Below are 18,881 nucleotides of genomic sequence, written 5' to 3'. Positions count from 1 at the left end.
AAAAAGGCAGGTGAATGAATATGACTGTGGTTACAACGGTGATGCAGACTTGCAGCGCCAGTCTTAGTCCAGAAAATCCTGCGAATTCAGTATTCGCTGAGGCGCGGGTGGTCTGTTATCCGCAGGTCGACCGGCACCGGTCGATTTTCTGTCTCGATGGTTCGCGTCTGCACGATCTGGATCTTCTTCTCGATGAAGGATTTCATGTTCTTTCCTATGAATTGCAGGATTCAGACGGACACATTCTGGAAAGCAGCGAAATCGCCCTGTCCAAAGACAGTCCCTTCTTGCTCAGCCCGTATTTACGCCTTCAGCGCATGTCTTCCGCCAGCCAGCGACAACTGCAGGAAGAAACGGAGAGTATCGACTGGCCGCTTTCCATGCCTCAGGCGCCTTTTGCTACGCCGGGCGAACGGATTTTATCGGATACCGAACTTTGTCTGAGACTGAATGACGACACTGGGCAATGCGTTCTGGAAATCGAGGATGAAGAGGGAAGGCGAGAAGTGTACGCTCTGGGCGATTCGTTTCGCTTCTCGCTGAAGTATCCGCATAGCCGGCTTCGGCTGATCCATGTACCGACGGGTGCCGCACTGGAATGGAGCGTCTATAGTCCTTCCCTCGAAAACAAGGACGGGCAGCCGGATGCTGAGCCGGATACCGGATATTCAGAGTCGTTCCATTCTCCAGCGGAAATCGAACGGCTCAGTCCGCTGGATGTATCCTGGGCAGCTGGAGGATTTTCTGCCAGTGAATTGTCTCGTCCCGAATCCGATTTTTCCTATAGTGAAAATACTTCTCAGGACGGCTCTCTGGAGGATGACTTGCCAGAGGAAGGAGGAAACGACAGTTCGGATTTTGCGGTGTATGAACATCCCGATACGCCTCAGCCCAATCCGCAGACGAACGGCACAGATCTTTCGGATCCATCCGTTTTAAATGTCGAGAATGCCTTCACGTATCAGGACGCACCTCTCTCTGATTCCAGCTGGAATTCTTCGGCTAGTTTTTCGTTTATGCAGGATCGGCCATTCGCTGAGCTGACCGCTTCGGTTTTTACGGATTCAAATTCCGCTTCTTCCAGCGTATCGCTTCTCGACGATCCGCTGCTGTATTCGCCTTTTGCGCCGACCGGACGACAAAATCCCGGAGCCGTTCTCAGCGCGGATCCGGAAAAGAGCCTTCGCCCTTCCAGCCGCAAATACGGGGATTCTCTTCTTCAGACCGCTTTGAAAGGAAATGAAAAAGCGTATAAACCCGGTGAGCTGATTTTTACGTCCTCCGCTCAGGATCTGAAAGTCGACGTTCAAAACGGGACGCTTGAAGCATTTACTGTACAGTCGCTCGATACCCAGAAAACGTACGAATCGCTCGAACAGGCGTTTGATGCAGAATCGAATTCTGCGTTTCAGATTCAGGCGGTTTTTCTGGACGCCAGACAGCAGAAGGTGGATCAAAGCTGGACCGTCATCGATTCGGGGAAGATGTTTCAGGAGCAGATCCAGCTGCCGGGGCTGCGTTTAAAACGCTTTTGTTCCCTCGATGAAAACGGCCGGATGATTCGCAGGGATGCGCTTCATCGCAAGGAAGTTATGCTTTGCCGAGGGTTTGTCCAAACGGATGGAACAGACATTATGCCCTGCGAAGCGCTCCGCCTGTATGTGGATGATCCTTCGGCTTCCTATGCCCTTCAAATCGATGGAAAAGAGCAGCCCGCAAAACTGAAGGAAGATGAGCTGGGGCAGCCGTATCTCGAACTGTACAGCGCTCGAAAAAATCAGAGGGTCGAAGTATTCAAAGACGGTCAGAAACTCGACACGCTTACCCTGCATGTGAAACCTGCATCGGCCATGGGAGGACTGATTCTGGCCTGCGGACTGCTTGGCGGCTTTGCTGCGGATGGAAAACGCAGACGATTGCGGAACGCTTCTCTTCGTTGAGCCAGAACGGGCCGTTCTCTTCGAAGCGGCCAAGACAGACGAGAAGACAGACTCTACTATGGAGGCCCCCCTTTTAGCTGTTCACGAATTCCATCCCTGGTCTGGCGGTTACCTGTGTCGGGTGAATACGCGCTTTATGGCGCTCGATTTGGATCCGGAAGGTTTTGCGTTCACGGCCTCCGCAGATTTCCCCTACGCTTCGCCGCTCCATTTTCGAATCGAGCTCGCAGGCCGTACGGAGGATGATGGAGAGATCTCTTCAGAGCCGGTTGAGACGGCCTTTGGAGCGGATTCGCCCGGTCTCTGGAAACTGGAAGATTTTTCCTGCAACGGAACGTATGTGAATGGTCAGCGCGTTGAAAAATCCTGTCTCTTAAATCGAGGCGACTGGATTTTTGCGGCAGGTGCTCTGTTTATGTTCTGGAATCGACTGCTGCTGGCTCCTCCGGCTTTTTCCGATGGCCCCAGTCGAGAAATGGCCAACGTACACAAACGAGATGCACCCTCGGGGGAAAAGGAAATTGTGCCGTATGCCTTTCAATCTCCGGAGAAACCGGCGGAATTTGAACTGGAAGCGTTCGTTCGGGATGAATCCGACGAATATACGCGCATGCCCTCTCCCGCCGGAATGATGGTGATCAGCTCGCTGGTGTCGGCACTCAGCGGTGCACTGCTCAATCCCGGTGACTGGAAAACGCTGGGGGCATCTCTTGTCGGGGCGGGAATGAGCGCAGCTGCATTTGGCGGATGGTATGGCTGGCAGGGCCGCAAGCAAAAGCAGAACATTTTTCGAAAAGCGCAGAAGACGCAGGAAAGCTATCTGGCGTACTTAAACCGGGTAGCAAACGAAATGGAAGAACGGCGCCAAAAGAAAACAAGCGCGTTTCAAAGCGAAGCGAAAACACTCTGTCTTCTCGAAGACACGCTTCGTCATGGATGTCTGCGAAAGGACTGGGCCATTCCCGCCGGCGTTCAGTTTTCCTCGTGCATCACGCTTCGAAAGCCGAAAATCAGCTGGCAGACCGAAAATCCCAAAGCCCTCGAAGCCGTCCATCGACTGGAAGAGATGTGCTTCAGCGCACCATCCTGGTCTTTTCTGGAACCAGGCAGGACGATCACGCTTTCGGATTTGGACGAATCGGCCCTGCTTGATCTTTTTCTCATATGGTGCCATATGGTCTATTCTTCCGGACGGCGTTTTGCGTGGATCGGTTTTTCTCTGGAGCAGATGCCGGTTCATTCCGCCTGCTTTTTCGAACAGACACCGCTCTGCTTTCCGCATGTGCAGGCATTTTCTCGTTTTGCCACTCTTCATCCGTCTTTGGAGTGGACGATCTGTTCGCGCCAGAAACTCTTTGCAAGCCAGCTTCCTGCAAATGCTGCATGTATTGAATTTCTTCCTTGTACTTGCAAGACGTCTCTTTCAAAACCCGAAGGGGAGACGGCCCCGATTCGCCTGTCGCTGGATCGAACGCAAAAACGGCAGAAACTGCGAGCGAGCGGCTTTGGTCTGGCATCCGATTTGTTCAGTCTGCCGGTTCCCAGCACAGTAAACGAACCGCTCTGGAGCTCGAGCAATCTGAATTTGCGCATTGAACTGGCGCCAGGCGTGTTCTGGGACCTGGTTCAGGATGGCCCGCACGCGCTCGTTGCCGGAGCGACGGGAAGCGGAAAAAGCGAAGGATTAAGTACCCTGCTGCATTTGCTGGCATGGCAAAATCCGCCCTCTCGGGTTCAGTTCATTTTGATCGACTTTAAAGGCGGCGCGTTTGGCGGACCGCTTCTGGCGCTGCCGCATACCGCCGGGTTGATGACCAATCTTCAGGCGGCCTCGATTGAACGTATGGAAAAGGCTCTAGAAAATGAGCTGAACCGGCGCCAGAAAGTCATTGCAGAACAGATACAGCAGCAGGCGGCAGGAACAGAAACGGCGCCATTTCCTTTCAGCCATCTGTTCATCTGCGTGGATGAATTTGGTCAGCTGAAAGCCCGCTGTCCAGAGTTCATGAAATCGCTGCAGGAAACGGCACGAATTGGAAGAAGCCTCGGCGTCCATCTGATTCTTTCCACACAGAAACCGGCCGGTCTGGTGGACGAGCAGATCTGGGCCAATTCCAGAAGCCGCCTCTGTTTTTCCGTTCTGGATTCCGGAGATTCCAGGGAAGTGCTCGGGCATGACGGGGCGGTGCATTTAAAGCAGCCGGGAGAGTTCATTCTTCAAGTGCAGGGAAGTGCAGAAAAGCGCGGGCGCGTCTTTTATCTCAAGGCGCCGGCGGATCAGAAAAGTTCCGTCGAATATCTCGATGAAAACGGCCTGTGGGCTTTGCAGCCAAGAAGAAGCCTGCAGGATCAGATCGGCGAGACGATTGCCGCCAGGGGACTGCCCCATGAATGGATTCTCTGTCCCGATCCGCTCGAAGAGAAAGAACACTCAGATCAGATTCTCATCGATGAAATCCATCGAACGATTCCGTTTCGACTGCCGTGCGGACCGATGGCCATGGCTGGAAAAGAAAAGACACTTCGACACGCTTTATCGCTCCTGGTATCGAAGGAAGAAAGAGCGGTTTATTCCACCCTGAATTTTGAAGGGGTCGATCAAGTCATTGCGCCGGAATGCCTGGACGCCCTGCCGGAAGAGATTGGTCCTGCGATTTTCGTCCTTGATGATCCCGCCGGCTTTGAATCCGCTATACGTCAGATCGATCGGCTGCCGCAAAAAGCGGCCATCACTCTGATTCTGGTCTTTACGACCGTCCCTTATGCGCGGTCTTCCTTTATCGGCACACTCGACTGTCGCATTCTTTTCGATCTGGCCGATCGGGAAATGCGCGCTCTCTTTCTGGGAACCAGCGTACCGGGTCAGGTTAAGGAAAACGAAGCGATTGCGAGGATCCAAGGCGAAAAGAAGCGGCTGATTCTCGGTCAGAAAAGGGCGCAGCAGACCATTCGGCCCTGGTTTTATCGCCTGCCCGAATGCCGCCTGCGACTGAAAGCTGACGAGATTGAAGAAGAACCGGGTGATCTGTTCATGGCTATCGATCTTTCCAGTCGATCCCCTTTGTTTTATCGAGGGCAAAAAACGACTCTGATTATCCTGACGCCGGCAATGGGGAAAGCCGCCCGTTGTTTGCAGCGAAGACTGTACATGCAAAATCCGACGGCGGTTCCATTTGAACAAAACGGATCCGCTTCAAACGGAACGAATTTTGAATGTCTGGATTTAAGCCGGGCGGATTCTGTCCAGATCCAGGCCGTTCTTCAGGAAAAAACGAGGCAGGGAACTGTGCTCCTGTTTGGGCACCCGGAAAACGAATGGATGTACAGTCTGGGCCTTCGCCTGCCGTATCCGTGTGAAGGCAATGCGCTCTGGATCGAAGACGGACAGGTTTTCGATGTGCAGACCGCCGCACTGGACGAGCCATGATTTTGCATCTGACCCTGACGGATCGAAAGACGTATCTTCTTCGAATAGCAAATCCAGCCTGTCTGGTGCTGAACGATCTGCTCGATTTTCTGCCCTTTCTTTCAGGCTATTCGCGCGCGGAAAGTGCCTGGTATCTCGAAGAAGAACACGGACTTGTGGATGGGGAAACGAGACTGAGCGATCTGCCGATCTGCGATCAGGATCATCTGCTTCTGTTTCCAATCACGTCCTGCGAATCTGACCGGAAATAAAAGCAGAATCCCCCCTCAGCAAGAGCAGAAAACCAAAAGCGGCCGCACACAGCGGCCGGATAAATGAGAAAAAACGAATGGGAACACGGATGTGTTCAGAAAGGATAGCGTATGCGAATTGTTGCGGATTTTAATGAGATTTCCCGGACCGGAAGAACGCTCAAAAGCCGGGCCGGCGAATACGAAACGCTGCTGAGCCAGATGATTCAGACGATGAATGAACTGCAGAGCCAGTGGCAGGGCGAAGACAGCGCAGCCTTCATGGCAAGACTTGAAGAACTGCGTCCGAAAATGCTGCAGCTGAAAAACGCGATGGACGCTTATGGCGACCGCCTGCTCCACGACGGGGAAGCGTATCGCGCACTGCAGGAAAATCGTACGCTCAATGCCAGAAGACTCGGCTGAGATTACGAAACACGAGACAGCTTCCAAAAGGACAGACTCATATGACCGAAAGGGAAGGTCTTCAGCTTAATCCATACATAACGAAAAAGAGGAGGAGAAAGTCATGTCATCGATTACCATCAGCGCGGATCAGCTTGAAAGCTGTGCCGCTCGCGTAAGCACTCTGAAAACCGAGATGGAAAACACGTTCAACAGTACGCGTTCCCTGATTCAGGGCATGAATGCCTACTGGCAGTCGCCTGCCGCAAACGACGCGTTCGCGCAGTTTGAACAGCTCAGCCCCATTTTTCCAAAATATATCGAACTGGTCAGCGCCTATTGCTCGTTTCTGAGCGACACCGCGATGAGCTATCGCCAGAACGAGGAAGCGCTTGGCGGCAAAGCATGAAAGAAGCGTATTATCGCTCGCTCTACTGGAGTCTGAGTCAGCTGAAAAACGCATTGCCATCTTCTTTGGAAAGCGCCGAGCGCGAGGCCGTTCTGCGGCGAATTCACCTTCTCCAAAACCAGATCCAGGCACAGATTCAGGAGCTGAACTGGAATGACCTTCGACACCCAGGACTTTAGAGCCCTTGCTGCGTCCATACGGGCACTGAAACAGTCAGCTTCCTTTACCAGTCCAATTCTCAACAGCCGCCACGCACAGATCATGAATTCTCTCGACCAGCTTGCGGCTTTCTTTGAGCGAACCGCCGATCTGATCGAGAACAACGAAGCGTCGCTGTACGATCGCCGCGTGGTCTATGTGGCCAATACCCCCGGCTGGAACACGTCCTTTGTCACCCATGGAACGGGTGCCGGTCTTCTGAGGGGGAGAACGGTAAACGCCGTGATGGGTGCCAATTACGCGTATCAGGCCGGCGGCTGGACCTGGAGTCAGGACCATCTGTACGCGTATGCGAATTACGACTGGCTGTCGATCGGAATTTCGGGAAACGTTGGATTTCGACTGATGAAAAACAATCAGATCAATCCGCGGCTCAGTCTGCAGACGCAGGGACAGGCCCATCTCTTTGGAGCAGAAACCGCTGCAGGTGTGGATCTGGGGCTGTTTGATGCGTCGGTACGCGCCGCAGGAGAAGTCGGCTCGGTCCGCGGAGAGGCGAAATGCGTTTTCTCCGTCGACGAGCAGGTAATTTCCGCTCAGGCTGGGGCTGCCCTGGCACGCGGTGAATGCGAAATGGCTTTCGATCTGGCAGGCCTTACGATCACGATGGGCCTTTCCGGCTCGGTAGGCAGTGTAGAAGCCGGCTTTGAATACGCCAATACTCCGGGGGTCTGGGGAGTCAGCGTTAACGGCGCGCTTTTAGCTGGTGCCGGTCTCAGCGTTCGCGTTGAATACAACTAGGTAAGTCGAAACCGGTTTGAGAGATTCACTACAGAGTAAATTTCGAAAGAGGAAACAGCTATGGAAAAAGAAGAAAGCAAGCCGCAGGATCGAACGGACACTTCAAAGTCGGAAAAACTGTCGTCACCGGGACTGAAGCCCTTTTTGCCTCTGGGCAGCATCGTTTGCCTGAAGGAAGGGGATAAGCGGTTTATGATTATCGGTCGCGCCCAGCAGGATGTCACTACGGGCCGACTGTATGACTATGCGGCTGTTGGCTGGCCAGAAGGACTGATCAGTGCGAGGCAGACGTGCATGTTCAATGCACCCGCTATTCAAAGTCTGGTTTTTATCGGCCTGCAGGACGAAGAAGAAATCCAGTTTCGCAGGCAGATGGACCAGAAGTGGGCAGAACATCTCAAAAACTCTGTGTCCACTGCAGCATGCTGAACGGCGAAAAAAACAGACAAAGCCGGCAGGCCTTTCCAGGATCTGGAAGCTTGCCGGCTTTACTTTACCTCTTTTAGGGTTTCTTCAGCTCTTTTGTATGCAGCTTTTGGGGAAGAGCATCCGATGCCTGCTCAGATTCGATACTTTCTGGCATCAGTGATACGGAGAATTCTTTTTAGCGAATCAATCTCACGTCGTAAGGCCTCAGCTTCCGCCAGAGCCTTCTGATACTTCCAAGCCGGAACGGTATTGTTCTCGCGCGGTTCTCGCTGCTTTTGAAGTTTTTGAACGAGATTGTCGATTCTTCGCTGACCAATCCAATTCAGATCGTAGCCAGCTTTTTCAAAAACATCACGCGGATTCTTACCGCTCTGAACGTACTTCCAGAGCTGGTCCTTAAACGCAGGCGTAAATCGAATGGAGTGCGCAGACACAAAATCTGTGTTTGGATTTTCGCTCAGAACTTTCACCTGATCTTGTGTGAAACAGGAACGTGGCATACTTGATCTCTCCTTACCGCTCGCGTTGACGGTAAACCTGTTGTCGCATGTTCGGATCATCCGGGAAACCGATCGATTCCAGAGAGGGAGAGTGACAGGAATCCTTTTTGCGAGAGTTTTCGCTTTCTTGCAAATCCGGATTTATCCATCCAGATGGGTACAAAAAAAAACAGCCCTCTTTTCAGAAGGCTGTGGGATTGGAAACGTACGATTTAGGCAGCTGCGGACTGGCTGTCATCGGATTCAGTAAGATCCGGACGGGTTACCAGATATTCTGGAGAGTTGGCTTTGAAGGCATCGAAGATTTCCTGATCGTGCACTTCGAAGGCATATTTCTTCAGGTAGTAAATCTGGCAGTCCTTGGCAACGGTCTGGTTGCTGGAAAGTGCGCTGATGATGTCCTTGAGGTTGGCGTCGTAATCGGTGGATACAACGGAAGCCACGTAATAGGTCACATCGTCGGTCGACGTGTCGCTGGTGAAGACCTGATCGAGCAGGCCGTCTTTGCTGGCGTCGAGAATGGCGTTGCGGAGCGTTTCCGGAAGGCCGCTGTCCTGCGTGGAAACGATCTGTTCGCTTCCGGTATAGGTGGCGTCGGCCTTGGCGTACTGCGCGCCGACCTTTCCGGCGTCTTCGCCTTTTTTCAGGGCTTCGAGCGCCTTGTTGGCGTTGTCTTCGGAGTCGGTTTCAATAATGAAGGCTTTCACCGGATCGAATTCCTGAATAATTTCTTCTTTGGCATCGGTGAAGTACTTTTCTGTCAGCTTGGTGGACTGGATGTTGGGGATCAGAACTTTGTTGATGAAATCCTCAGCACTGTCGTAGCCGTTTTCCTTGAGCTGATCTTCAAAGCCGTCTACTGCGGTGTAGGTATCAAGCGTGTTCTGCGCTTCTTCCTTGATTTCATCGGTTACGCCGATTTCCTTGTCCGCAATCTTGCAATTGGCAATGGACAGGACGCCGTTGGTTCCGGAAATCTCTTTAAATACGTTATATTCGTCGCCTTTGGTAAAGGTCGTCTTGCCTACGGTCATCAGTTTCGCAGAAGATTCTGGAACGGATGTATTGGCCTGGCATCCGGCAAACGTCATGGATGCGCAGAGGGCGGCAAGCAGAAGCGGTGTTTTGTATTTCATCTTATTCACCCTCCTGAGTCTTTTTTTCGCTGCTGGCGGCAGAAGACTGCTCGCTGGATTCTTTTGCGGCGCTTTCAACTTCGGCTTTCTTTGTTGTCTTCGCACTTTCAAAGGCGTCGAGCTGTTCCTTAATCGATTTTTCCATCTTTTCCTTTACGGAATCGTCTTCGTAGGTGATATCGAGCTTGGATGCTGCGTCTTCAACAGCGGCAGCTTCCAGTCCGTTTACGCTTCCGGTCAGGGAAGTCACGATGGCTTCGATCACATCTTCGTCGCCGCTGTCCATCATGGCTTTCGGATCGGTTTCGTTTACATACACTTTGTAGAGGGTAACCATTTCCATGCCGTCAGGCTGAACGGTGATCCAGTCGGATACGCCGCCTTTGGACAGGGATTTTGCAGCGGAGAGCACATTGGAATCGAGATCGGTTGTGTTCTCGTCAATGTAGCCATAGAAGCCGCCGTCTTTTGTGTTGTCGCTGTCGGAGTATTCCTCAGCAACTTCCGCAAAGTCTTTTCCTTCATCGAGGGCTTTCTGGATGTTGTCCTTCTTTTCCTGCGATGCATCGGAAAGAACGTCTGCGTTTGGTACCTGCATGGTGATGATCGAAATGGTTCTTCCGCTTTCCGGAACGAACATGCTCAGTTCATCAAAGTGTTCCTTGAGGTAATCGGCGTCAAGCTTGCGGATCTTTTCCGCCGTCATGGCGTAATTATAAGGCGCATCATCTCCTGTAAACCCGTAGGAAGCCAGCGTCTGAAGAATGGACTGACGGGTTTTGCCGGTGCTGTCCGACTTCATGTTGTTTTCAATGTTTTTGGCGATCTGTTTCGCGTTGGCTTTCATTTCCGAATCGGCTTCGACGCTCTGGTCTACAACCGCGTTGCGATACATGTTGTAGAGAACGTTCGAGGAGTTCGAGGAAAGCTCATCGTAGAGATCTGTACTGGTGATGTCGCCGAAATTCAGGGAGGCAACTACATCCTGGCCGTCGACTTTGCGGGAGTTTACGTTATCCTTGTTCAGATCGATGACGAAGTAAACAAGTACACCAATAAACGCGATCGCAATCAGTGTCACAAACCAGTATTTTCTTAAGAATTCTGACATTGCGTTTCGCTGCAAATCTCTTCCGGCTGCAGCTGAATCCTTTCTTTTTTCTGTGATCCGGAAGAGAGGAAAAAAGGCGGGCAATAGAACCGGTTCCTTTTTGAGAATCAGTCAAAATTATACGAAAGGCCTCTATAAAAAGCAATGTACCGGCCAAAGAGGGAACAGGGATTGCCGATGTCCCTGTGTGAAGGCGATGTCCTGAATGGGCGCCTTTTTTATGCTCATTCTGCGCTTTTGAAAAGCCTTTCGAAGTGCCTTTGGCTTTCAGACTGCCAGCCGAGCGTAAAAGGCGGATTAAAACCGGTTTTCCAAACGGGTAAAGTCCTCTATTTACTTTGCGTCCTGCCGGAATGCTTTCCGCCTTCCAGAAATGGATCCATATTATTAGACGAAAGTATTTAACGAGCAGTTTTAAGAAGACGTTCGGAAGCAGAAAGGGGCACGATCGTTTTTGAGACTGTATCTGCCCGTTTTGAGACTGTATCTGCCCGTAAGGAAATACGCTGATCCGCTCCATGCTTTTATTTACCCGCTCGCTTTTCAAAGGAAGAATGCGGCAAGTTACACCTCCTGGTGCGAGTGTAGGAAGCCCGGTTTTTATAAAGATGAAAAATAACTCACAAATACAGCTTGCCGGTTCGCTCTTAAAGGGGATAAAACGGTTTTAGAGTATACTGATTCTGTTAGTGAAATGAGGTATCAAAAATGTCAACATTGGAAATTAGAGATCTTCATGTCAGCGTTGAAGGCAACGAAATTTTAAAAGGCATTGACCTGACCGTGAACTCCGATGAAATGCACGCATTAATGGGTCCCAACGGCAACGGTAAATCCACCCTGCTTGCCGCAATCATGGGCAACCCGAAATATACAGTCACCCAGGGCAGCATTACGCTCGATGGAAAAAACGTTCTCGACATGCCTGTCGACGAACGTTCCAAGGCAGGCCTGTTTCTGGGCATGCAGTACCCGAGCGAAGTCGCCGGCGTAACCAATTCCGATTTTCTGCGTACCGCGATTAACGCACGCAGAGAAACCCCGATTTCTCTGTTTCAGTTTATTAAGGGAATGGACCATGCGATCAATGAGCTTCACATGAAACCGGATCTGGCCCATCGCTTTCTGAATGTCGGTTTTTCCGGCGGCGAAAAGAAGCGCAATGAAATTGTGCAGATGCTTTTGCTGAAACCGACGATGACGATGCTCGATGAAATTGACTCCGGTCTGGACGTCGACGCTCTGCGCATTGTTTCGGAAGCCGTTTTGAAGGCGAAAGAAGAAGATCACATGGGCGTTATCGTAGTTTCCCACTATGCCCGCTTCCTGGACTATCTGAAGCCGACGCACGCTCACATTCTGGTCGACGGCCGCATTGTCGTATCCGGCGGACCGGAACTGATTCATAAAGTCGACAGCGAGGGCTACGACTGGATCGAAAAAGAGTACCACGTTCACGCCCGCAAGGAAGAAAAGCCAAACCCCGTCCTGCTCGAAAACTGCGGCGCCAAGAAAACGGAGTAGGCCCATGGAGAGGACATACAGAAACCGGTTTGAAGACCGGATCGATTTGCATGAGGATGTCCGTCTTGTTTTTGATGCGCATTCACAGGGCAGTATCCTTCTTTTCGTCGATGCGAAAGAAGATACCCTTTCTCTGGATTTTGAAGCCGAACCTTCAAGCCAGGTCCGCGTTTTTATTCAGAACGTAACGGAGCATGCCCTTCGACTCGATATCACGGCGCGCTCCAAAGCCGATTCGAACGTAAAAATCGGTCTGCTCGATCTGCAGGACGAACCCTGCGAAATTCATTTTGACGGGGATCTGATCGAACAGGGAGCCGATCTGGATTTCTATACTGCTCAGCTCTGCCTGCGCGACAAGTTCAAGAAAGGCGTTCTGAATCTGAACAACCTCGTGCCGCATACTTTTGGCAACATGCACAACTTTGCGGTCTGCTTTGACGGTGGCAATTACGAAATGGCCGCAGCCGGACGGATTGTCAAAGGCGCTTATGCCAGCGAATCCCATCAGGAAACCCGCGTTCTGACGATGGGCAAGGACCACAAAGCTGTAGCAATACCGATTCTTTATATTGATGAAAACGATGTAAAAGCATCCCATGCGCTGACCATCGGTCAGCCGGATGCCGAACAGCTGTACTATCTGCAGTCCCGCGGTCTGTCAACAAGACAGGCAGTCGGTCTGCTTTCCATCGGCTATTTCAAGCCGGTCATCTCTCTGATTGCAGACGATGACGTGCGCAGTGAAATTGAAGTTCAGATGGAACAGAGAGTTGGTCTATATGAATATTAAAGAAAATATTGAACAAATCCGTGCCGAGTTCCCGATCCTGAAGCGGACGATGAACGGTCATCCCGTGGATTATCTCGACAGCAGCGCAACGACCCTCAAGCCGCAGTGCGTCATTGATGAAGTCGTTCGCTATTACACATACCTTGGTGCCAACGCCCACCGCGGCGACTACGAAATGTCCGCCCAGGTCGATCATGCCTTTGAAGGCGCACGAAAGACTATGATGGAATACATTCATGCCGCCCGTAAGGAAGAAATTGTCTTCACGTCCGGAACGACCGAATCGCTGAATATGGTCGCGTTAATGGTCGTTCGCGAAATGCTCAAGGAAGGCGATGTTATCCTGACATCCGAAACCGAACACGCTTCCTCGATTCTGCCGTGGGAGCAGGCCGGCTGTGAAAAAGGCGTCGAGACCAAGTTCATGGAACTGACTGAAGACGGCCGTGTGACCATCGAAAACTTCCAGAAGGCGCTCGATGAAAATCCAAATGTAAAAGTCGTTGTCATCGCCCAGGTTTCCAACGTGCTCGGCTATGCTGCGCCGGTAGAAGATATGGGAAAAATCTGCCACGACAAGGGCATTCTCTTTGTGGTGGACGGCGCACAGTCCGTTGCCCATCTGCCCATCGATGTGCAGAAAATGAACTGCGACTTCTTCTGCTTCTCCGGCCACAAGATGTGCGGTCCGACCGGTGTCGGCGTACTGTACGGCCGCTTTGAACTGCTCGACAAGCTCACTCCGGTGTTCTACGGCGGAGAAAGCAACGCCCGCTTTTACAAAGGTTGCGATACGCTCGTACTGCGCAAGACGCCTTTGAAATACGAATCCGGCACCCAGCCGATTGAAGGCGTCATGGGTATGGCCACGGCAGCGCGCTATTTGAAAAAAATCGGGCTTGAGGATATTCATGCGTATGAACTCGAACTCAAGAAGCATTTTGTCGAACGTGCCACCAAAGAGCTTAAGGACAAAATCAAGCTTTACAATGCCGATTCTCCAAGCGGCATTATCACCTTTAACGTCTACGACAAGGGTCAGCTGATCTTCCCGCAGGATATGGCCAGCTATCTTTCGTCCGCAGGCATCGCCGTCCGCTCCGGCCAGCACTGCGCCAAGCTGATGGGCGATATTATTAAGGAACCGGGCACCGTCCGTGCCAGTCTTTATTTCTATAACGATCTTGAGGATGTCGACCGTCTCGTGGATGCCATCAAGGATGCCACCGTCGAGAAGTGTCTGGATATTTTCTTCTAGGAAAGGCGGAATTTACGATGTCGATTGATCCTTCTTACTACCGGGATATTATCCTGGACAACTACAGCTATCCCCATAACAAATCGCTTTCCGATGAGGCGGATTACCATTCCCGCCACATGGCCAGCGATTCGTGTATTGACGATATTACCGTGCAGGCCAAGTTCAAGGACGGAAAAATTGAAGACGTCCGCTTTGACGGAAAAGCCTGTGCGATTTCTACCGCGTCTACTTCCATTCTGACCGAACTGCTCAAAGGCAAGACGATTGAGGAAGCCCAGAACATCATCAACAACTACAACCAGATGATTCAGGGCAAGCCCTACGATCCGCAGGTGCTCGATGAAGCCGTCGTTTTTGAGGGCGTTTCGAAGCAGCCAAACCGGATCGGATGCGCAACCATCGGCTGGAAGGCGGTGCAGGAAATGATTGATGAAGAGGAGGCCGGCAAATGAGCGATCTGAAAAAAGAAGAAGTGCAGGCGCTCCAGGATACCGACTACAAATACGGTTTTCACGACAGGGACACGTCGGTATTCAACACAGGCAAAGGACTGAACGAAGAAGTCATCCGTGAAATTTCGGCGATCAAAAAAGAGCCGGAATGGATGCTGCAGCGGCGTCTGGATGCCTACCACTGCTTTGAAAAAATGAAAAACCCGGACTGGGGTCCGGATCTGAGCCATATCGATTTTGATGAGTTCACCTACTACATCAAACCGAGCGAACGGCAGGAACAGAGCTGGGACGAAGTTCCGGAAACGATCCGCGATACGTTTGAAAAACTCGGTATCCCAGAAGCCGAACAGAAATATCTGGCCGGCGTTTCCACCCAGTATGAATCCGAAGTTGTGTACCACAACATGCTCGAAGAAGTACAGGAAAAGGGAGTTATCTTCCTCGATACCGATTCCGCGCTTCGCGAACATCCGGATCTGTTCAAAAAATACTTTGGAAAAATTATTCCGTATTCCGATAACAAGTACGCGGCGCTGAACACCGCGGTATGGTCGGGCGGCAGCTTCATTTACGTGCCAAAAGGCGTAAAGCTCGAAAAGCCTCTGCAGTCCTACTTCCGCATTAACTCGCAGGCTTCCGGTCAGTTTGAACGGACCCTCATCATCGTCGATGAAGGGGCGGATGTGCATTACGTGGAAGGCTGCACGGCCCCGATTTATTCCAAGGATTCTCTGCATGCGGCCGTTGTTGAAATTTACGTACACAAAAACGCCAAATGCCGCTACTCGACTGTACAGAACTGGTCGACCAACATCATCAACCTCGTAACCAAGCGTGCCGAGGTGCGTGAAAACGGTCATATGGAATGGATTGACGGAAACATCGGTTCGCATCTGAACATGAAATATCCGTCCTGCGTACTCGTGGAACCGTACGCGAAAGGCACGACGATTTCGATCGCCGTCGCCGGCAAGGAGCAGATTCAGGATGCCGGTGCGAAAATGATTCATCTCGCGCCGCATACGTCGTCTACCATTATTTCCAAGTCCGTAGCCCGCAGCGGCGGGGAAGTGAACTACCGCGGCTGGGTCGTTCATGGAAAGAAAGCCGACTATGCGAAATCCAAAGTCGAGTGCGATACGCTCATTCTCGATAAGATTTCCCGTTCCGATACCATCCCGCTGAACCGTCAGCTCAATCAGACTTCCCAGATCGAACACGAAGCAACGGTTTCTAACATTTCCGAAGAACAGCTGTTCTATTTGATGAGCCGCGGCCTTTCGAGAGCCAAGGCGACGGAAATGATCGTCATGGGATTCCTGGAACCCTTTACCCGCGAGCTGCCGATGGAATATGCGGTTGAGCTCAACCAGCTTCTCAAACTGGATATGTCCGATTCGATTGGCTAGATTTTACGATGATCGACCGATCCGAATGGATAGAGAAAAGAAAGCAGATTTCGTCGCGCGATCTGAAAAACGAACAGATTGCGAGGCGGATTCTGCCTTTTTTAAAAGCCTCTTCGTGCATCGGGTATTTTTATCCAGTACGCCAGGAAGCGGACATTTTCTCGCTGCGGGATCCGGGCTGGACCTTTGTCCTGCCGCGCGTACTCGATAAGACGAAGATGGCTTTTTACGATTCCACAATTTTAAAACCCGGCGGGTTTGGCATCCCGGAACCCGTTTCCGATGAGGAAATTGTCCCGGACGTTCTTGTCATTCCTTTACTCGTATTCTGCGATGGATACCGGATCGGATATGGCGGCGGCTATTACGATCGCTATCTGGAAAAGCATCCCGAATGCCTGCGCATCGGAATTGCCTTCGATGAGCAGGAAGGTCAGTTTGAGCCCGAATCCTGGGATCAGCGGCTGGACTGGATCATCACGCCGACACGAACGCTGCACTACGATCGAAACGGCCAATAAATCCGTCAGACCGCCAGTTTGTTTTGTACAAATGCGTTTAGATGCGTTTGGAAGAAAGGAGAAGCACTGTATGGCAGACCGCAAAAACAGGAAACGGATCCTGATTTTCGGGGATTCCAATACGTGGGGCTGGGATCCGCAGACCGAGGATCAGCGGCATGACCGCTTTGTGGAGCGCCTTCGAAGCGACTGTCCCGAATATGAAATTCTGGAAGAAGGCATGAATGGCCGGGTGCTCGATGGGCCGGGCTATTTGGGTCCTGAATCCGGATCCGCCTCGATACGAAAAGCGATTGAACGAAATCTCCCGCTCGATCTGATTGTGATCGCTTTAGGAAGCAACGACGCCAGACGGATGTATTCACCCTCCATCCGCGTCTGGAAAGCGAATCTCGATGCGTTTTTAAACGCCTTAAACGCGGCGAGAACTCTGTGTCCGCATACGCCGGGGCTGCTGGTGAGTCCGCCTTTGTTAAATGCAGAGGCGATTGACAGGGAAATGCTTTCGACCTTTTCGCAAAGCGGTCAGCGCATTCTCGAACAGGCCCAGAGCGAGATCCAGAAAGCGGGAGAAGAAATCTGCTTTTATACGTTGATCAGCAGTGAGATCGGTCTGTATGGAGGCGGCTATGACGGCATTCATCTCGATGCCAGCGGGCATCTGCGACTTGCCAAAGCTCTGGAAGAGAAATTTCATACGATTTTTGCCGATTCGAAATGATTCTCGATCAACGCGATAAATGCGAAAAAAGAATTTCACGGATTCTGCTCGAGCGCATTGTCCAACCTGTGACGGGCAAACGAGCGTTCAAACAGACCGGCGTGAAATATGCTGGAAAGGAAGACTGGACAAAAGTCCGGTCTGGCCAAGTGAACTGGAAAGAAGAATGAACATGAGTGTACTTGATCAAATTCATGCGTTCTGGGCACGGTTCTGTGATGAAGAACCAGCGCTTCTGAAGGCATTGCAGGAAAAAAACTATGATCAGCTTTCGGAAATTCTCGATACGCTGAATTCGCTGTCCTATGAAATCAGCGGCGCGCATTTCTTTGTAGAAGATCGTGCGGAAGAGCCGGAAATGACCTTTGATACCGGTCCGGATAAAACGACGCAGCTGATCTGCGAAAAAATGAAGGAACTTGCACCAGAGTCCGTAAAGAAAACCTGGATCATCAACGACACGCTGCCGCCGCTCTCGCAAAAGGCGATCGAAGCCTCTTTGCAGATTAAGGAGGAACGCTATTCGCTTTTTGACATGACGGTCTTTTATCAGATCGATGAGAAAAACCATTCTTTTGTCTGCAAAGTGTACTGCCCTGGCTTCTCGCTGGTCGACAATACCGAATACAAGCGGGAAATGTCGATCTATCTGGTGGAACTGGCCATTGGCGAGAAAGAACTTGAGGCGTATGTCGGGATCGTAGACTATGTCGACGAGCCGGAAAACGGCGTCGATTTCTGCAATCTGACGGAGCTGTATGAAGTCATTCTCGACACAGCGGAAAAACGGAAATGGCCGCAGTATGAACATCCGACCGATATTTATACCGTCTTCAAACCGCACGAAGATTTTGCGAGCGATTCGCTGCGCAAGGATATGAAGATTATTTTCACCACCCATCCTTCGCTGATCGAAGAATCGCTGGGAAATAAGAGCGATGTTTCGCTTGATATTAAATCCAGAGAAGGGGAGTACGGCTACATTTATTACGCCAACCTGTTCGACGCTAAGGAAGACGCGTCGTTCCGGCAGGCCCTTTCGACTCAGATCGAAAATATTCTGGCGCCGCTTCACTGCGCCAAGGTGATCGGCGGAGCCATCGGCAAGTCCTATTCGTATATTGATCTGATTCTTTACGATGAGCCGATGTTCCAGAAGGCATTTGCGCAGATCCAGCAGCAGCTCAAAAGCAAAGTGGATCTGCATTACCGCAGCTTTGGACAGGAAGCCTAACGGACCAGCGGACCGCTCAATTCAAATGTAAAAACACTGGACAACAATAGAAAACACAAGGGAGAGCTGTCGACTCAGCGTCGATAACTCTCCCTTTTTGAACGAAAAAAAGAGCGCGGATGCGCTCAATTTTTTTTCATTTTTCGGTTGTGATTATTCAGCAACAGGTGTCACGTTAGCTGCCTGTTTTCCACGATCGCCTTCAACGATGTCGTAGGTAACAGTCTGGCCTTCCTCGAGGGAACGGTAGCCTTTCTGGTTGATGGAAGAGTAGTGTACGAATACGTCTTTTCCATCTTCACCAGTGATGAATCCGTAACCCTTTTCGGCGTTGAACCATTTCACTTTTCCAGTGTTCATGTTTTACCTCCCGGAATAGATTGGAAGATTTTATTATTAAAAAGAGAGCTTTTAAT

Annotated in this window: 20 protein-coding genes; 16 read left to right on the top strand and 4 right to left on the bottom strand. The window is 51.3% G+C overall.

All coding sequences use genetic code 11. The features are described 5' to 3' along the window. Positions 1–20: 20 nt before the first annotated feature. The 8 genes from Afil_RS01460 (at position 21) to Afil_RS01425 (ending at position 7,800) form a co-directional block, all read left to right on the top strand. Positions 21–1,940 carry a hypothetical protein gene (locus tag Afil_RS01460; RefSeq protein WP_230266754.1) on the top strand — a complete coding sequence of 640 codons (1,920 nt, stop codon included), beginning with the start codon at positions 21–23 and terminating at the stop codon, positions 1,938–1,940. Then, positions 1,900–5,367, top strand: coding sequence for an FtsK/SpoIIIE domain-containing protein (locus Afil_RS01455; RefSeq protein WP_230266753.1), 3,468 nt, complete (start codon positions 1,900–1,902; stop codon positions 5,365–5,367). The genes Afil_RS01460 and Afil_RS01455 overlap by 41 nt, the downstream gene beginning before the upstream one ends. Further along, positions 5,364–5,618 (top strand): hypothetical protein, encoded by a 255-nt coding sequence (locus Afil_RS01450; RefSeq protein ID WP_230266752.1) that lies wholly within the window; start codon positions 5,364–5,366, stop codon positions 5,616–5,618. Before Afil_RS01455 ends, Afil_RS01450 begins: the two co-directional genes overlap by 4 nt. A gap of 111 nt (positions 5,619–5,729) precedes the next feature. Continuing rightward, entirely contained in the window at positions 5,730–6,023 is a 294-nt protein-coding gene (locus tag Afil_RS01445) for a WXG100 family type VII secretion target (protein WP_230266751.1), read from the top strand. 103 nt (positions 6,024–6,126) lie between these two features. Then, positions 6,127–6,411, top strand: a complete 285-nt coding sequence (locus tag Afil_RS01440; RefSeq protein ID WP_230266750.1) for a WXG100 family type VII secretion target — start codon at positions 6,127–6,129, stop codon at positions 6,409–6,411. Further along, the gene (locus tag Afil_RS01435; protein ID WP_230266749.1) at positions 6,408–6,590 is read left to right on the top strand and encodes a hypothetical protein; all 183 of its coding nucleotides are present in this window, start codon (positions 6,408–6,410) and stop codon (positions 6,588–6,590) included. The genes Afil_RS01440 and Afil_RS01435 overlap by 4 nt, the downstream gene beginning before the upstream one ends. Beyond that, positions 6,565–7,371 (top strand): hypothetical protein, encoded by an 807-nt coding sequence (locus tag Afil_RS01430; protein ID WP_230266748.1) that lies wholly within the window; start codon positions 6,565–6,567, stop codon positions 7,369–7,371. The genes Afil_RS01435 and Afil_RS01430 overlap by 26 nt, the downstream gene beginning before the upstream one ends. Before the next feature lie 60 nt (positions 7,372–7,431). Next, complete coding sequence (locus tag Afil_RS01425; RefSeq protein WP_230266747.1) at positions 7,432–7,800, top strand: DUF4176 domain-containing protein; 369 nt, start codon at positions 7,432–7,434, stop codon at positions 7,798–7,800. Positions 7,801–7,931: 131 nt separating this feature from the next. On the opposite strand, the gene Afil_RS01420 is transcribed toward Afil_RS01425, so the two are convergent. The 3 genes from Afil_RS01420 to Afil_RS01410 form a co-directional block, all read right to left on the bottom strand. Next, positions 7,932–8,300: an HTH domain-containing protein gene (locus Afil_RS01420; protein WP_288820612.1), complete on the bottom strand. Its 369-nt coding sequence runs from the start codon at positions 8,298–8,300 to the stop codon at positions 7,932–7,934. Positions 8,301–8,512: 212 nt separating this feature from the next. Then, positions 8,513–9,436: a peptidylprolyl isomerase PrsA gene (locus Afil_RS01415; protein WP_230266745.1), complete on the bottom strand. Its 924-nt coding sequence runs from the start codon at positions 9,434–9,436 to the stop codon at positions 8,513–8,515. A gap of 1 nt (position 9,437) precedes the next feature. Beyond that, positions 9,438–10,547 (bottom strand): peptidylprolyl isomerase, encoded by a 1,110-nt coding sequence (locus Afil_RS01410; protein WP_230266744.1) that lies wholly within the window; start codon positions 10,545–10,547, stop codon positions 9,438–9,440. A gap of 708 nt (positions 10,548–11,255) precedes the next feature. Between Afil_RS01410 and sufC the strand changes: the two genes are divergently transcribed. The 8 genes from sufC to Afil_RS01370 all read left to right on the top strand — a co-directional run bounded on the left by sufC (position 11,256) and on the right by Afil_RS01370 (position 18,465). Further along, a complete protein-coding gene (gene sufC, locus Afil_RS01405) occupies positions 11,256–12,071 on the top strand; it encodes a Fe-S cluster assembly ATPase SufC (RefSeq protein ID WP_230266743.1) in 816 nt (271 codons plus the stop codon). Positions 12,072–12,075: 4 nt separating this feature from the next. After that, the gene (locus Afil_RS01400; RefSeq protein WP_230266742.1) at positions 12,076–12,864 is read left to right on the top strand and encodes a SufD family Fe-S cluster assembly protein; all 789 of its coding nucleotides are present in this window, start codon (positions 12,076–12,078) and stop codon (positions 12,862–12,864) included. Continuing rightward, the gene (locus Afil_RS01395) at positions 12,854–14,122 is read left to right on the top strand and encodes an aminotransferase class V-fold PLP-dependent enzyme (RefSeq protein ID WP_230266741.1); all 1,269 of its coding nucleotides are present in this window, start codon (positions 12,854–12,856) and stop codon (positions 14,120–14,122) included. Before Afil_RS01400 ends, Afil_RS01395 begins: the two co-directional genes overlap by 11 nt. A 17-nt stretch (positions 14,123–14,139) precedes the next feature. Continuing rightward, a complete protein-coding gene (gene sufU / locus Afil_RS01390) occupies positions 14,140–14,577 on the top strand; it encodes a Fe-S cluster assembly sulfur transfer protein SufU (RefSeq protein ID WP_230266740.1) in 438 nt (145 codons plus the stop codon). After that, positions 14,574–15,989 (top strand): Fe-S cluster assembly protein SufB, encoded by a 1,416-nt coding sequence (gene sufB, locus Afil_RS01385; protein WP_230266739.1) that lies wholly within the window; start codon positions 14,574–14,576, stop codon positions 15,987–15,989. Before sufU ends, sufB begins: the two co-directional genes overlap by 4 nt. Before the next feature lie 8 nt (positions 15,990–15,997). Beyond that, positions 15,998–16,510 carry a 5-formyltetrahydrofolate cyclo-ligase gene (locus Afil_RS01380; RefSeq protein ID WP_230266738.1) on the top strand — a complete coding sequence of 171 codons (513 nt, stop codon included), beginning with the start codon at positions 15,998–16,000 and terminating at the stop codon, positions 16,508–16,510. A 70-nt stretch (positions 16,511–16,580) separates the two neighbouring features. Beyond that, positions 16,581–17,231 (top strand): GDSL-type esterase/lipase family protein, encoded by a 651-nt coding sequence (locus Afil_RS01375; protein ID WP_230266737.1) that lies wholly within the window; start codon positions 16,581–16,583, stop codon positions 17,229–17,231. Positions 17,232–17,403: 172 nt separating this feature from the next. Continuing rightward, positions 17,404–18,465, top strand: a complete 1,062-nt coding sequence (locus tag Afil_RS01370; RefSeq protein ID WP_230266736.1) for a hypothetical protein — start codon at positions 17,404–17,406, stop codon at positions 18,463–18,465. A gap of 153 nt (positions 18,466–18,618) precedes the next feature. Here Afil_RS01370 and Afil_RS01365 read toward each other — a convergent pair whose 3' ends face one another. Further along, positions 18,619–18,825, bottom strand: a complete 207-nt coding sequence (locus Afil_RS01365; RefSeq protein ID WP_230266735.1) for a cold-shock protein — start codon at positions 18,823–18,825, stop codon at positions 18,619–18,621. Positions 18,826–18,881: the final 56 nt, after the last annotated feature.

The sequence above is a fragment of the Allobaculum fili genome (assembly GCF_020969955.1).
GTDB classification, from domain to species: domain Bacteria; phylum Bacillota_I; class Bacilli_A; order Erysipelotrichales; family Erysipelotrichaceae; genus Allobaculum; species Allobaculum fili.
The sequence above is the reverse complement of the archived record's forward strand: the minus strand, read 5'-3'. Positions and strand labels throughout refer to the sequence as shown.

Bases quoted from the DNA above. Each gene is read 5' to 3' on its own strand.
- Afil_RS01460 (WP_230266754.1), top strand. From the start codon at position 21: ATGACTGTGGTTACAACGGTGATGCAGACTTGCAGCGCCAGTCTTAGT.
- Afil_RS01455 (WP_230266753.1), top strand. From the start codon at position 1,900: ATGGAAAACGCAGACGATTGCGGAACGCTTCTCTTCGTTGAGCCAGAA.
- Afil_RS01450 (WP_230266752.1), top strand. From the start codon at position 5,364: ATGATTTTGCATCTGACCCTGACGGATCGAAAGACGTATCTTCTTCGA.
- Afil_RS01445 (WP_230266751.1), top strand. From the start codon at position 5,730: ATGCGAATTGTTGCGGATTTTAATGAGATTTCCCGGACCGGAAGAACG.
- Afil_RS01440 (WP_230266750.1), top strand. From the start codon at position 6,127: ATGTCATCGATTACCATCAGCGCGGATCAGCTTGAAAGCTGTGCCGCT.
- Afil_RS01435 (WP_230266749.1), top strand. From the start codon at position 6,408: ATGAAAGAAGCGTATTATCGCTCGCTCTACTGGAGTCTGAGTCAGCTG.
- Afil_RS01430 (WP_230266748.1), top strand. From the start codon at position 6,565: ATGACCTTCGACACCCAGGACTTTAGAGCCCTTGCTGCGTCCATACGG.
- Afil_RS01425 (WP_230266747.1), top strand. From the start codon at position 7,432: ATGGAAAAAGAAGAAAGCAAGCCGCAGGATCGAACGGACACTTCAAAG.
- Afil_RS01420 (WP_288820612.1), bottom strand. From the start codon at position 8,300: ATGCCACGTTCCTGTTTCACACAAGATCAGGTGAAAGTTCTGAGCGAA.
- Afil_RS01415 (WP_230266745.1), bottom strand. From the start codon at position 9,436: ATGAAATACAAAACACCGCTTCTGCTTGCCGCCCTCTGCGCATCCATG.
- Afil_RS01410 (WP_230266744.1), bottom strand. From the start codon at position 10,547: ATGTCAGAATTCTTAAGAAAATACTGGTTTGTGACACTGATTGCGATC.
- sufC (WP_230266743.1), top strand. From the start codon at position 11,256: ATGTCAACATTGGAAATTAGAGATCTTCATGTCAGCGTTGAAGGCAAC.
- Afil_RS01400 (WP_230266742.1), top strand. From the start codon at position 12,076: ATGGAGAGGACATACAGAAACCGGTTTGAAGACCGGATCGATTTGCAT.
- Afil_RS01395 (WP_230266741.1), top strand. From the start codon at position 12,854: ATGAATATTAAAGAAAATATTGAACAAATCCGTGCCGAGTTCCCGATC.
- sufU (WP_230266740.1), top strand. From the start codon at position 14,140: ATGTCGATTGATCCTTCTTACTACCGGGATATTATCCTGGACAACTAC.
- sufB (WP_230266739.1), top strand. From the start codon at position 14,574: ATGAGCGATCTGAAAAAAGAAGAAGTGCAGGCGCTCCAGGATACCGAC.
- Afil_RS01380 (WP_230266738.1), top strand. From the start codon at position 15,998: ATGATCGACCGATCCGAATGGATAGAGAAAAGAAAGCAGATTTCGTCG.
- Afil_RS01375 (WP_230266737.1), top strand. From the start codon at position 16,581: ATGGCAGACCGCAAAAACAGGAAACGGATCCTGATTTTCGGGGATTCC.
- Afil_RS01370 (WP_230266736.1), top strand. From the start codon at position 17,404: ATGAGTGTACTTGATCAAATTCATGCGTTCTGGGCACGGTTCTGTGAT.
- Afil_RS01365 (WP_230266735.1), bottom strand. From the start codon at position 18,825: ATGAACACTGGAAAAGTGAAATGGTTCAACGCCGAAAAGGGTTACGGA.